A 13,532-nucleotide genomic window follows, 5' to 3' on the forward strand; every position below is an offset into this window, starting at 1 on the left:
TTACACCTCTTTTCGCACAGGTGGTCTGGTATCAAAGGCATGGAGCAGTTCTTCAAATACAGGGTGGAACTGTATCACACCGACACGACCATATAAATCACTGATAAGGCATTGCCCGTTTTCCAAATCACGCAATCGCTTCTGATTGTTTTCGTCCTCTGGGTCTACACCAAAAAAGGCTAAGGTCTTTTTAATCTCGTTAAGGTCAGTGGAACGAAATGCAAATTTTAAGCCGAGGTTATTTTTCAGTTTTTCATCTAAGAGGTCGTCTGTATTTTGGGTCACGAAATATACCCCAGCGTTCATAGCACGACCAGCCCGAACCAGCTTCATAGATAGTGTTTTTCCTTGTGCTACCTGTAAAAAGCTCCATGCTTCGTCTAAATCTACAATCTTGAAAATGCTTCGGTCTGTATGGATAAAGTCTAAAGCAAAGGTACTAATGACAATCAGCATAGCAACGGATAAAAGCTCCATAGTGGTATATTCCTCAAAGGAAGTTTCCTTGTCGGGAAGTACCAAGTCCGCAACCTGTATAATGTTCAGTTGTTTTTCTAAGCTGATAGACTGCTCCACATAACCATTACTGAATAATAAATGTGCAAAGTCATAGTCTGTAAAACTTTCGATATGGTCGGCTATACTGGTACTTAGTGGCGTATTCTCAACCCGTAATTCCTCAATCACTTTCATCAACCCTCGTACTTCACTATTGGTTACTGCACGAATGGCTTTTCTAAGGATTGGGAAGCGTTCCCCATCACGAGAGGAAATCCCCGTAAGGAATGTCAGAATATCAATAGCCAGTGATTCAGAATCTTTGGGATTTTTCATAATCACATAAGGGTCAAGTAAGCCTTTGTTTTTCTCATCAGAAGTCAGAGTGACGATATTGATTTCATGGGAAATCTCTGGCAAGGTTTCTTTCCATCTGCCACGTTCTGCTTTTGGGTCTACAATCACTGCTTGTGCCCCATAAAGCACCGCATAATAGACGATAAGGTTATTCGCAAAGGATTTACCACCACCCAGCGAACCAACAAAAGCCGACGCTAACGCATTGGTTACTGAACCCTTAACCCCTTGACTGGCAAGAGCAGGTTTCAGATAGACATTGCGTCCAGTATCTAAGCTGTAGCCAACATAAATCCCCTCATTTTCCCCCAGCATTTGAGTAGCACCAAAACCTAAACCAGCGAGGAAATCAGAGGTCACGTATTGAATATAATCATTCATATAACGCTTGCTGGCAGGTAAAAATTCTTCATGTAAGCCGAGCATATCCCCAAATGGTCGTACCAGTTTTACGCTTAAATCGTCATAAAAATCTTTCACTTCATTACAACGACGTTTGAGTTCGTCAAGATCATTTGCTGATACCCTTACCACATAAGACAGCTTGTACATAGATTCCTTGCTTTGGTCTAAATTGGTTTCCAGCTCATTCACACTTTCCAGAGCTTCCGCCACATTGGAGCTGGTTTCATTATCACTTTGCCAAGCGTGGTTATCCAAGTCTTTCAGTTCTTTCTTTTTATTGCGGACAGTAGATAGGGCTTTACGATTCGCTACAATTTCCACATTCATTGACGTATCAATCGGGAATGTAAATTGCTGTTGCTGGTAGTAGAAGATTTCAGAGGACGGGAAGTCCAGTTCTCCGACAATGCTGTTAATGGTAAAGTAAGCTACATAGACGGTTTCATCTTCCTGCTGGATTTTCAAATATCGCTGTTTTTCTTCCACCAAACAGCGAGTAGGCTTAATCAAGTCATAGTATTTAATCAGCGTTTCATTATCCAGCTTTTTCTTTGATAGATGGTACTCATACTCTTCATAGGCAGTGCCTGTCTGTCCGTAAAGGTGTTCAATCAGATAGCCGAAGTCGTCCTTATCTAACCTGCGGATTTTGAAACGACGAGAGATTTTATTTTCTAAGAGCTTTTCCATCTTCTGAAAACGCAGGATTTCATCATTACTCATACTAACAAAATCGCCCATCAGCTTATGGTTCACATCATAGACAAAATCAGACAAAGCATTTTTTGCTTCAACGGTAAGACTTTTCATAGAAAACTCCTGATCGTTGAGAAGCAACTTAAAGCCGATAAAGAAACGGTAGTTCACTTGATTTTCGCCAATCATGGATATTAAAGCGTCTGTCTGTTGGTCGATTTTGTCATAGGCAACCGCTTTGAGCTTGCCAGTGACTTCATTTTTGGAACGCTCTTGTGCAGAACGTATGCTGGATTCTGTACTGATTTGTAAAGCATGAATTTTGCCATCACGATTTTGTGCGATAAGCTGTCTGAAAGAATCATGCACTTGTATTTTCTGTTCTGGACTTAGAAATGAGTAATTGTAAGGAACAAGCTCATAGTAAGCATAACATTCCCCGTCTTTATTCCAGACGAGATTGTTTTCAATGTATTTAATTGGATATGCCATAAAATTCACTCCTAACTGCTGTAATGGCTTCTTGTGGCTGGTTTCTGCCAAGCGTTACTTTTTTTCCTGCATAGGTCAGCTTTGGTCGCAGTGCATAAGCAATGACAGACTTCAAAAATCCATAAGGCTTTTTACCATCAAAAGTTTTTGTAGACATAAACCATGTGAAAGCCACAGGAATCCCAAAGTATTTGAGAAATGCTCCCTCTATCATGGAAAGAGGGGGCAAGTTGCCAAGTATCATCACTGCAAAGAGTGACACGACAAACCATGTCATTTGCGTAAAGGTTATGGGAAACGGAAGTCTAAAATCATTGATAGAATACAGTACCTTTTCCACAGACCAGATACTGGTATAGCTTCGTATTTTCTTCATGTAATCAATCCTTTCATAAAAAATAGGGGTAGCTGATTGAGCCACCCCGTAAAATAGAAAATCTGCCAGTAGTAATGTACCGACAGATTTAATAGACGATTTCAAAAATCCCATGATTGGTTGAGATAAACGTTCCTGAAAGGTCTAAATCCCGACCATAGGCTTGATAATCAATATAGTTTTGAAGACTAGCTGGTACTTCGCCTAAAGCACCCGTTTCTTCAATGTAGTAGCGTGCCACGTCATACATATCATCACAATCGGAATGAATGATAATATCCTCTTGATGTTCGCTTAGTTCTTCAATGCTTGAAAAATGAGTGAGCAGAGCAGATAGCTCCGATTGTAATTCTTCGGGTAATTCCGATACCATTTCCCATAGTCGATTGAGTTCGCCAATGGAAGTGTATTCGTCAACCGTAAAGGGTAACTCGTAGTCATGAATGGCGTATTCCTCATATTCATCATTCAAGCCGATTTTCTCTTTGACTTCCTCAAAGTCAATGGGAAAGGTAAACCACGCACCGACCAATTCGCCCTCATTGTATTTGCCTAAATTCGCAATATAGACTTGCATATCGTCCATATATTCACGTCCTTTCTTTGTAGAGATTCAAAAATCCCTACCGCACTTCGTTTGGTGTACCATTCCTTTGCGGAACATAAGAAAACCACTTATATTCCACAAAAGAACGGTTTTATTTAAGCACCAATAATGCGATTGAATAGCTCTAGTAAAATGTCTTTTACTCCAGCAGCGTTGAAGACTAAGCCAACCGCAATAATCGCAATAATTAAAAAGCCAATCAGTTTGCTAAACTCACGCTTGAAGCCAAGATACAAGCCAATCACAACGATTGCTAAAAGCACCAGTGATTGAGCGTTTGATAGAAACCAGTTATAAAGGTTTTGTCCAAAATTCATAAAAATGTTCTCCTCTCTATATTCAATGAATTTGTATTTGAGTTATTTTTTTGGGGTATACACTTTCTGGTATGGATAGAGATTCCATGCCAGATTTTTTTATACAAAAAAGAGGACATTTGCTGTCCCCTCGTTATACAATCAATTCACCACAAAAATCATGAAAGAAGGTTAAACAAATGTCCCATAATGATTCTATCCTAAATATTCTTGGAATTAAAGATAAAAATATTAAAATTATTTCTGTTGAAGAAGCTGAACACAACAACGATTCTGTTAAAGAGTATATAACGCTAATAACAGCTACTCTTTCTTATCCGATTAATCGTTGTCGTAACTGTGGCTTTCCCACAGTTAATAAGGATGGCTTTCGCAAAACTCATGTACGACTGGCAAGTTTAAATGGGAGAAGATATGAACTAGAGCTTCGTAAACAACGCTATAAATGTAAATCATGCCATACTACTTTTGGTGCTATTACTAATTTAACCAAAGAAAATCAAACCTTATCCAGTGATCTCAAAAATCAAATCATGCTTTTAGCTCGTAAAGGCTTATCTGGTCAGCTTATTGCTGAAATGTGTCACTGCTCTCCTAGCAGTGTTCGTCGAACAATCTTAGAGCGCATGGAACCACACTATCGTGTGGCTAAGTTGCCTAAGCATCTATGTTTTGACGAGTTTCGTTCAATTAAGTCTGTGATGTCCTTTATCTGTTGTGACGCTGAAACCCACCAAATTGTCACAAAGTTACAGGATCGTCTATCACCTACCATTGTTGATTATTTTGAAAGTCGTTATTCAAAAGCCGAACGCGAATGCGTTCAATCAGTTGTAATTGATTTAAATGCTCAATATCAAAGTTTTATCTATCGCCTTTTCCCTAATGCCAATATCATTATTGATCGCTTCCACCTTGTACAATTAGCTGGTCGCGCTTTGGACAATTGTCGTATCTCTATCCTAAAGCAACTTGATAAACAGAGCCAAGAATATAAAATTATGAAGTCACATTGGAAGCTATTCCATAAAAAAGCTGAAGATCTTCACCCTGAAGAAGTAGTTTTTCTTCGCGGCGTTAAACAATATATGACTCGCCAAAATGCTGTTGATCTCATTACTAGTAAATTTTCCAAGTTCGCTGAAGTATACCAAACTTACCAAGATATCACGAAAGCCCTAAACGAGCGCAATAGTGAATTACTAGAGTCAACCATCTTAGACTACCAAAAAACCAATACAGAAATGGATACTGCTATTCAAACCCTTCGTCAAAACAGAAAATATGTCTTAAATAGCGCTAAATTTGAATACTCTAATGGTCCTTTAGAAGGCATCAATCGCAAAATCAAAACCCTAAAACGAACTTGTTATGGTTTTGCCAATCAAAAATTTTTCTTTTTAAGAATCGATTGTATTTTTTCGTAAAAAAATACCCCCTACATTTTCGTAGGAAGTATTTTTAGTCAACCATACCAGTTGACAGATATCCCACTTAGGACATTTTCCTACAAGGGGTCCCGAGCGCTTAGTGGGAATTTGTACCCCTTATCGATACAAATTCCCCGTAGGCGCTAGGGACCTCTTTAGCTTCTTGGAAGCTGTCAGTAGTATATCTAATAATTTATCTCCATTCCCTTTAGTAACGTGTAACTTTCCAAATTTAAAAAAGCGACTCATAGAATTATTTCCTCCCGTTAAATAATAGATAACTATTAAAAATAGACAATACTTGCTCATAAGTAATGGTACTTAAATTGTTTACTTTGGCGTGTTTCATTGCTTGATGAAACTGATTTTTAGTAAACAGTTGACGATATTCTCGATTGACCCATTTTGAAACAAAGTACGTATATAGCTTCCAATATTTATCTGGAACATCTGTGGTATGGCGGGTAAGTTTTATTAAGACACTGTTTACTTTTGGTTTAGGATGAAAGCATTCCGCTGGCAGCTTAAGCAATTGCTGAATCGAGACTTGAGTGTGCAAGAGCAACCCTAGTGTTCGGTGAATATCCAAGGTACGCTTGTAGAATCCTTCTTCAACAATCAGATAGATGTCAGACGCACGGCTTTCAAAAACCACTTTTTTAATAATTTGTGTGCTTAAATGGTAAGGAATATTCCCAACAATTTTATACCTCTGTTTGTTAGGGAATTGAAACTGTAGAATATCTTGGTGAATTAAAGTGACACGAGTATTCAGTTTTAATTTTTCTGACGATAAGTTGAATAGATGACTGTCTAATTCAATAGACGTTACCTGTTTACTTATTTTAGCCAGTTTCGTCGTTAAATGCCCTTTACCTGTTCCAATTTCGTAAACGGTATCGGTTTCTTTTAAATTCAATTGTTTTATTATTTGGTTGAGTACTTTTTCACTCGTTAAAAAGTTTTGAGAATATTTTATATTTTTGTTCATGTAATCTCTCCTGAAGTGATTACATCTATAAACAAATACAGAAGTTAAACGATTTGTTTGTAATTTTAGTTATCTGTTTAAAAAGTCATAAGATTAGTCACTGGTAGGAATTAATCTAACGTATTTATTTATCTGCGTAATCACTGTTTTTAGTCTGTTTCAAAACAGTAGATGTTTTATCTACATTACGCATTTGGAATACCAACATGACGAATCCCTCCTTCTTAATTACAAATTTTTAGCATCTAATTTAACTTCAATTCCTATTATACAAAATTTTAAGATAATGCACTATCAACACACTCTTAAGTTTGCTTCTAAGTCTTATTTCCATAACTTCTTTTACGTTTCCGCCATTCTTTGCTGTTTCGATTTTTATGATATGGTGCAAGTCAGCACGAACACGAACCGTCTTATCTCCCATTATATCTTTTTTGGATATCTGTCAACTGGTATGGTTGACAGATATCCTTTTTTTGTTGTTATCACGTCCTGTTCTTTTACTGACTGTTGCTTCAAAATCTGCTTGTGTCGGTCTGTCAGTTTCGCATGGTCGAGAATGTCTTTTACAACCTGCGTCTGGTTGATTTCATCAAGTTTAATCGCAACCTTTAAGGTCGGGGCAACTTGATGAGATAGCCAGTTCAGCGTCCTTTGGAAGGAGTAAGGCTCTGGTTTTGTGGTTAGTTTTAATCGTTCACGATTGTTCCCAATAAACCAAGCCCATTCTTCATTCAGTTTCCAATCAGAACGAGGTTTGGAATCGTCTTTATCTACAAAACGGATATACCGATTGATAATTTTAAAGGCGGTATGCTCTGGATTGTCATAGACGAGTAAATCACGGACTGCATAATAGGCACGCTCATTTTTCAATCGAATCTCAAAACGGTTTTTTACTTCTGCGTCTTCAATGGGAATATCATTTTTCTTGTACTGCTCGTAGTCCTTTTCATAGATACAGAAATAAACTTCACTTTGTAATGAACCGATATAGAGGGTGTTTCCCATACATTCCTTTTCCTCTTTGCGTACCAGTTCGCCACTGCGATAGCTTTTAAAACTGCGGAAGACGGAGATACATTCTTCCTGTTGGCACTTTTCAGTGAGTACAGGGATATTCAAAATCCCTGTCTTATCGTTAATGGCAAGGTCAAGGCGTTTCATCACACCGCCAGCCACCAAAACGTCCATAAAGAACTCATACCAGCTTCTTTGTTGTGCCAGAAGATAGCTTTCAAATTGTCTGCACCCACGACCTTTCAATTCCACCAGAACTCCTTTGTCCAGTTCATGGGAGCAAAGGACGAATATGTCGCCTAAAGCATAATGCTCTGAATAAGAATAGAAACCATAGTCCTCATGAAGAAAATAGGACAGTTTCAGTTGTAAGATGTTTTCGACCACCTGCTGTACGTCTGTTGTCGGAAAGCGAATCCTTACATAATCAAACAGCATTTCAAGGGGAGCGTCGGGATTGAAGCGTTCCAGAGCTTCCCAAAGGGACTGCTGTAAATCCTCTGATGGCTTGACTTTTCCTGTTTCAATATCGCTTAGATACTGCCTTGTAATACCAGTCGCAACAGCTAAACGGTTTTGAGATAGTCCATAAGCCAAGCGTTTTTCTTTTAAATGCTGTAACCAAGTTTGTTCATTCAGTAAAAATCCCTCCAATCAAAAAGGCGTATGTCAACTTTTAAAGCCCATTTGACATACGCTGAAATTTTGTAAATCCCTTGTAACCAAAGGATTTTCTAATGTTTTTTTGACTGTTTCCTGTCGATTTGTACCCCCCTGTTAGATACGGGGGGTTAAGTGCTGGCGTGGCTATTGCCACACCAGCCAGCAAGATCAGTCCACACCTGCGACTTCCGCTTCGCACGTCGCCTGCGTGGACTGTCTGCTGTTGGATAACTTTTTAATTTCCTCCAAGAAATCATATCCTTTTGGTACAAGGGGAGTATAAAACTCTGATATGACACTTGTTCCTACATCAACATAGCCACGACCTTTGATTCGCTTTAAGAAGAAATCCTTTTGTACGTCACTGCCAAACATCATGCCATAGCCCATTTCAGACATACGACCTAAAGCCACTCTGAAATTAAACTGATCACGGATTCCGTCGCCTAAATATTTTGCGTCTGGACGTTGACAAGCCAGTATTAGAAAGAAGCCAGCTTGACGACCTAACATGACAATCTGTTTCAGCTTATTCATAACTGCGGTGTTTTCTTTTGTTCCCAGCATTTCCATGAAAGCGACGTATTCATCAAAGATTAAGAAGTGTGCCGGGAGACCTAAGTAAGCATAATTTTTGCCAGTCTTATAGTTCTTCATCTGCTTCATTTCCTCACTACGTTTCATCATTTCTTCATAGAATGTTTCAATGCAAGAAAGCAAGTCTTCTTTTCTATAGTAGACATTTGCCATCACAGAACCTAAGTCCGCAAGGTCAGCATTTTTCGGGTCAAGAATATACAGTTTTGAATCTGTATGAAGCAAGGCTTCAATCAGTGTCAGTATAAAGTAAGTTTTACCGCCACCTGTACCACCAGCAATCAACATATGAGGGAGCTTATCATATTCCCACCATACGTTTTTCATTAAGCGAAGTTTACCATCTTTAGCTTCTACTTCATCAATAGAAATACGACTGGCTATGGTGTCATAGAGCAAAGTATATTCCACATAGGAATCCTTTAACTCTTTATCCGTCAGCTCACAGTACAAGCCACTCTCTAATTTCTTTTCCAAGTGTAAGAGTTGGTCTTGATATTTTCCCAGCGTGATTTCCACCCGTATCTGTATCAAGCCATTTTTAAGTCGATAATACATTTTAGGGAAGTAGGTTATCTTTTCCTTTGTACGACCAGCACTATCTTTAAAGAAACCCTCTGTTTTGACCTGTTCAGATTCATACCACTTGTTTTCAAGTATCATCTTTGCCAGTTTTTGACGGTGGTAAAGTTGTTTAACCGTATCATAGCGAACCCGTTTGAATACAAACGCTACCAGCAAGCAGATAAGAATTGCGACACTGAAACTGATAATTAAATAGGGAATGTCAATCTTATCTGCTTGTGATAGGTTAAAATCCTGCCAGTTGATCTGCTGGATTGTCTTCACATGAAACAGTCCGACAACCAGCAGGAAAACAGGCAGGAGTGACGCTATCGTAAAATGAAAGACTAAATCTTTACCAGATGGGCGAATCCTTTTACCACGCTGTTTCATGCGAAAAAGTCTCCTTTCTACCTAGCGACTATTTGTCTTGTGTCGGTTCTTTCTTTGCTTGTGGTTGAGCTTTGAATGAACTAGAATCCTTTGTCAGCACAATATCGTCTGCCTTGATATACCAGTCAACATCTGCTCCTTGATAGGTGGCAGTAGCAACGGTGTCCGCAATGGGATTGATAAGTTCCACCCGTGCGTTATAATCAAACTCTTTCAAAGGCACGCTGGCAGGAATACTTACTTGAATCATGCGTCCTTGTCCTTTGGATTTTAAGTCATAGGTACGTTCCTTGATTTCATCTGAAACCGACCCGTCTTCATTTTGGATTCTCACTTCACGACGTAGAGCAGAGAATTTCAATTCTCCAAAAGTCGTGTCTTTATCTAATACAATGCCATTTGCTAATCTCATCATTTTTCCTCTCTTTCTTTATTCTTTTATCATGTCGTCAGCATGTAAAAGGTAATTTGTAAAACCACGAGTGCCGATTTTGTAGCCCTCTGCGGTAATACGTGGATTGACTAACTTCACACGTTCCTCAAAGCCGAAATGTTTTTCGCCAGCTTCAGCAGGAAGCACCACCACAATATCATCTGCTCTTTGAACATCAGAATAGAGATTATAGCTTCTTGATAAGACAGTTAGCCGTCCGTTGATTCTTCGCTGAACGACTTTATCCTCGCCAGCAAATTCTAAATTGCCGAATGTTTTTTCCATGTTGGGAATCACAAATTTAAGTTCCATATTTTTACCTATCCTTTCTTTTTTATTGGCTGAATGAATGTTTGATGGTCTTAAAGAGTGGGGAACGACCTTTTGATTCTTGATTTTTTGTTTTCATAAGTTCACTTCCTTTCAAAATCGGGTAAAAAAATAGACACCTCATTTTTTGAAGTGTCTACCTATTAAATATTCAAATTTTATTGGAAGTATCTTTATATCTTCACTTTTCAAGGATAAATCGTCGTATCAAAGCTCATTCATAAGTAGTAAATTAGTAGTAAATTGAGTGGTTTTGACCTTGATAAAGTGTGATAAGTCCAGTTTTTATGCGGATAACTAGATTTTTATGCTATTTTTCAAATAAAAAAGATGACTTACTGAACCTGTAAGCCACCTAATCAGTCGGTTTATTCTGGTGTCTGCCACCGCTTGGCCCGTACGTCCAAGATTGCTATCGGATTTTGTTCTGGTGTCCGCCACCGCTTGGCCCTTATGTCCAAGATTACTATCAGATTGACCATGAGCCGACCACTCATTTATAGACATATTGTATCTTTAAATAGCTACAATTTCAAGTGTAAACTCTTCTATTTGGTCGTATAAGCAAAACTGATGGCACTATCTGCTTGAGAGATTTTTCTAAAGGTATAGTTAGGGTTGCCCCCATAGTTGGTTTCAGACACAAGGAAAGAACCATCATCATAGACCTTCTCTACAAAAGCCACATGACCATAGCTGGCTGGTGTACCATGTGTACCTCCTACAAAGGAAACAATAGCACCTGCTCTTGGTGTAGAGCCCGTTTCCCCACCAAGACTTGAAGCTGTCGCAACCCAGTCTTGACCATTTCCCATGGTATTAATGATTGAAATCTTTTCTCCATTTCTACCTTTTAATTTTAAGCCTAACTGGTTCATACGAGCCGCAACACCCCATGTACATTGTCCATAAGCATAGGCCATACCATCTCCACCACCAGGAACAGAATGATCATACAAGTCCCCACGAACCCCTTCAAGGGATTGTGGATCACTTTTTGCCTGTCCTCCATTTGTTTGACTAAAGCCTTTTTCAATTTGGTAATACCATTCCGTTGCTCTGGTTTGTCTTTCCAGTAGTTTGTCACCAGAATTTCCCTCCCAATAGGTCAGAAAGAGTTGGGCCAGATTGGCTGCACTGCCTGTATTTTTAAAGAAATCCTTTAACCAACTTTGATAGTAAGGACTATCCCCATGAAGCATAAAATCAAGTTGTAGGTCTAAATCATACCATTTCTTATTTTGGGTGCGTGCATAATTTAACAAGGCTGTATGCCGTGTTGACCCATCTGCGGTATCTGTCCATTGCCCTAAACCTAGACCTCTATGAAGAATATTAGGATAAGCACCACTATAAATGGCTGGACCTCCAATCGCTAACCAGCTTTCATTATCCCATGAGGAATCGGTAGCGCCAACAGGAGGAGATAAATAATCTCCTTCAGCTCGTTTAGGATTAATAGAAGACTCTACCGACCAATTTCCTAAAATTGCCGCAATGGCTTGGGGACTTGCCCCTTGAGATTTCAAAAACTCATAAATATGTTTTGCTCGTTCAAACTCATCCCCACCAAACTGACCAATGGCTGGTAAGATAGTGGTCTGAAGTTGAATGACTTTTGGAAAATAAAATTGCGGATTGACATACACCAATTTTTCTTTCTTGTTTTTATACTTTTGATAGGAAACTTTCAAACCTGTATCGTCTGGTGTTTCACCAATAATATCACCCGTTAGGACTCTTGTCCCCTCAATCGCACGGCCATTATGAATAGAATACAAGGTCAATCGACTCTCATTCTCTCCTTTTCCGTTAGTGAGAATAACATCATCTCCGTCTAGAGATACAACACCATCCATTGGTGCGACAATTGTTTGGTGAGCCTTCGCTTCTAGTAGAATATACTCCTGAAGAGTAGGTTTTCCGTCTAAATCATAGTATCCATAACGATAAGTCATGGTTAGACTATCTTCGTTGCTTTTCCCCTCAAATGGATTGTCCAATTCCTGCATGGAAGCATAGACACCCTCTTCTTTTAGTTCCTTTATTTCCTCTTGATCGTCTTTCGATAGTTTATACTTAGGAGTTTCATAGAGGTCTTGCATGGATTTCAAATCATCCCCATCGTTTAAATCATGCCACAAAGTAGACAGATAATCCTTGTAAGATTCTGAACTAAATAAGTGAACTGGTTTGTGTAACTCATAGTCATGGAATTTAAAGTTCATATACCCCATCACATCATCAACTTTTGTGTAATAAGTAATTCCTTTGTCATTTGTGCGAGTATGTTCTGCATCTTCCCAAGTTAGGTGGGTATAAGCTTTTGTTAATTCAAATTCATCTTGTTGAATCAAACTAGCAGATGAAAATCCTAAAAAGAAGCTCATTATAAGTAAAAGAAGAAAGACTATTCCTCCAACTATCCAGGTTACAGGATTTCCAGCCGCAAATGTAAAGAAGGAAAAGGCTGCTTTTAGTTTTTGATAGATATTTCGGACACTTGTAAGACCTTGTTTCTTTAATTTTCGAAACCGATTTTTAAAAGAACTTGGGTTATCTTTCGCTAGTTTCCATCCTTTTCCATCCTTAAAATGATGGTATCGCTCTTTTGTGTTGGTCAGTCTTTTCTTGGTAAAACGACCTGTTGCTTGTCCTGTTTTGACACTAGCTTTTCCAAGGTTATAAGAAAGGAGACTGTAGCGTTTTCCTTTTCTAATTGTCTCTTGAAGTGTGTGATAACCTTCTAAATCTTCATTTTCTGAAGCTAACTCTCCACCTTCACGTCCAAGGACATAAAGAAAAGTTTTGGCTTTCCTACTGACTTTTTTGGACTTATAGGCTTGTTTAGTAGATTTTAGATTCTCTTTTGCGGCCTTGACTTCTTTCTTAGCTTTTAATTCTTCTAAACTCTTCCCTTGAAAGAAAAAATTAGATTTATGTTTCGATTCCTGACCGTAGAAAAATTTTTGATTGGTTTTTCTTTCTTTACGACTCTCTTTTCTTTCTTCTTTTGCTTCTACCTTTGCTTCCTTAAATTGATTCTTGGCTATTTTCAATCGTTTCCTAGCATGAGGCAACCGTCTGTCTCTTAATTCTTTGCGATTTAAAAGAGATGGAGGACTATTTTGAAGAATATGATTGTAGTCTTCATTTGCTTGTTTTACTCTAGCCTTTGAAGCTTCTCTCATCTCCTCCAGCTTTTCCTTTATCTCTTTTTTCCATGCTTTTTCATCCAGTACAGCGGAATTTTTTTTCTGTTTCTTCACCTCCTTCTTTCCTTTTTTCAAGAATTTCTTCTCATCTTTTAGACTTCTTCTAAATGCCTTTCGGGCACGTATGATTTCTCTTTTATCCTTCATT

General features: G+C 38.5%; 13 protein-coding genes. 1 reads left to right on the plus strand and 12 read right to left on the minus strand.

What is annotated here, in order from left to right; all coding sequences use genetic code 11:
• From tcpF to FXF62_RS02415, 4 genes are all read right to left on the minus strand, one after another.
• The gene (gene tcpF / locus FXF62_RS02400) at nt 1–2,448 is read right to left on the minus strand and encodes a conjugal transfer ATPase TcpF (RefSeq protein WP_000331160.1); all 2,448 of its coding nucleotides are present in this window, start codon (nt 2,446–2,448) and stop codon (nt 1–3) included.
• Nucleotides 2,432–2,824 (minus strand): conjugal transfer protein, encoded by a 393-nt coding sequence (locus FXF62_RS02405; protein ID WP_000723888.1) that lies wholly within the window; start codon nt 2,822–2,824, stop codon nt 2,432–2,434. Before FXF62_RS02405 ends, tcpF begins: the two co-directional genes overlap by 17 nt.
• 88 nt (nt 2,825–2,912) lie before the next feature.
• A complete protein-coding gene (locus tag FXF62_RS02410) occupies nt 2,913–3,410 on the minus strand; it encodes an antirestriction protein ArdA (protein WP_000342539.1) in 498 nt (165 codons plus the stop codon).
• 116 nt (nt 3,411–3,526) lie between these two features.
• Nucleotides 3,527–3,748 (minus strand): hypothetical protein, encoded by a 222-nt coding sequence (locus FXF62_RS02415; protein WP_001009056.1) that lies wholly within the window; start codon nt 3,746–3,748, stop codon nt 3,527–3,529.
• 179 nt (nt 3,749–3,927) lie between these two features.
• On the opposite strand from FXF62_RS02415, the gene FXF62_RS02420 reads away from it, so the two are divergent.
• Nucleotides 3,928–5,175, plus strand: coding sequence for an ISL3 family transposase (locus tag FXF62_RS02420; RefSeq protein WP_000019067.1), 1,248 nt, complete (start codon nt 3,928–3,930; stop codon nt 5,173–5,175).
• A gap of 256 nt (nt 5,176–5,431) precedes the next feature.
• On the opposite strand, the gene erm(B) is transcribed toward FXF62_RS02420, so the two are convergent.
• The 8 genes from erm(B) to FXF62_RS02480 all read right to left on the minus strand — a co-directional run bounded on the left by erm(B) (nt 5,432) and on the right by FXF62_RS02480 (nt 13,531).
• Nucleotides 5,432–6,169 (minus strand): 23S rRNA (adenine(2058)-N(6))-methyltransferase Erm(B), encoded by a 738-nt coding sequence (erm(B), locus tag FXF62_RS02430; protein ID WP_001038795.1) that lies wholly within the window; start codon nt 6,167–6,169, stop codon nt 5,432–5,434.
• A gap of 124 nt (nt 6,170–6,293) precedes the next feature.
• Entirely contained in the window at nt 6,294–6,377 is an 84-nt protein-coding gene (locus tag FXF62_RS02435) for a 23S rRNA methyltransferase attenuation leader peptide (RefSeq protein ID WP_001814874.1), read from the minus strand.
• Between the two features lie 48 nt (nt 6,378–6,425).
• Nucleotides 6,426–6,593, minus strand: coding sequence for an MLS leader peptide (locus FXF62_RS02440; RefSeq protein WP_000502600.1), 168 nt, complete (start codon nt 6,591–6,593; stop codon nt 6,426–6,428).
• The gene (gene mobT / locus FXF62_RS02445) at nt 6,593–7,843 is read right to left on the minus strand and encodes a MobT family relaxase (RefSeq protein WP_117645176.1); all 1,251 of its coding nucleotides are present in this window, start codon (nt 7,841–7,843) and stop codon (nt 6,593–6,595) included. The genes FXF62_RS02440 and mobT overlap by 1 nt, the downstream gene beginning before the upstream one ends.
• A gap of 177 nt (nt 7,844–8,020) precedes the next feature.
• Complete coding sequence (locus FXF62_RS02455; RefSeq protein WP_000813488.1) at nt 8,021–9,406, minus strand: FtsK/SpoIIIE domain-containing protein; 1,386 nt, start codon at nt 9,404–9,406, stop codon at nt 8,021–8,023.
• Between the two features lie 28 nt (nt 9,407–9,434).
• Complete coding sequence (locus FXF62_RS02460) at nt 9,435–9,821, minus strand: YdcP family protein (RefSeq protein ID WP_000985015.1); 387 nt, start codon at nt 9,819–9,821, stop codon at nt 9,435–9,437.
• Between the two features lie 15 nt (nt 9,822–9,836).
• A complete protein-coding gene (locus tag FXF62_RS02465) occupies nt 9,837–10,151 on the minus strand; it encodes a YdcP family protein (RefSeq protein WP_000420682.1) in 315 nt (104 codons plus the stop codon).
• Between the two features lie 566 nt (nt 10,152–10,717).
• Nucleotides 10,718–13,531, minus strand: a complete 2,814-nt coding sequence (locus FXF62_RS02480; protein WP_149517509.1) for a phage tail tip lysozyme — start codon at nt 13,529–13,531, stop codon at nt 10,718–10,720.
• Nucleotide 13,532: the final 1 nt, after the last annotated feature.

The organism is Streptococcus cristatus (assembly GCF_008369405.1).
Taxonomy (GTDB): Bacteria; Bacillota; Bacilli; order Lactobacillales; family Streptococcaceae; genus Streptococcus; species Streptococcus cristatus_G.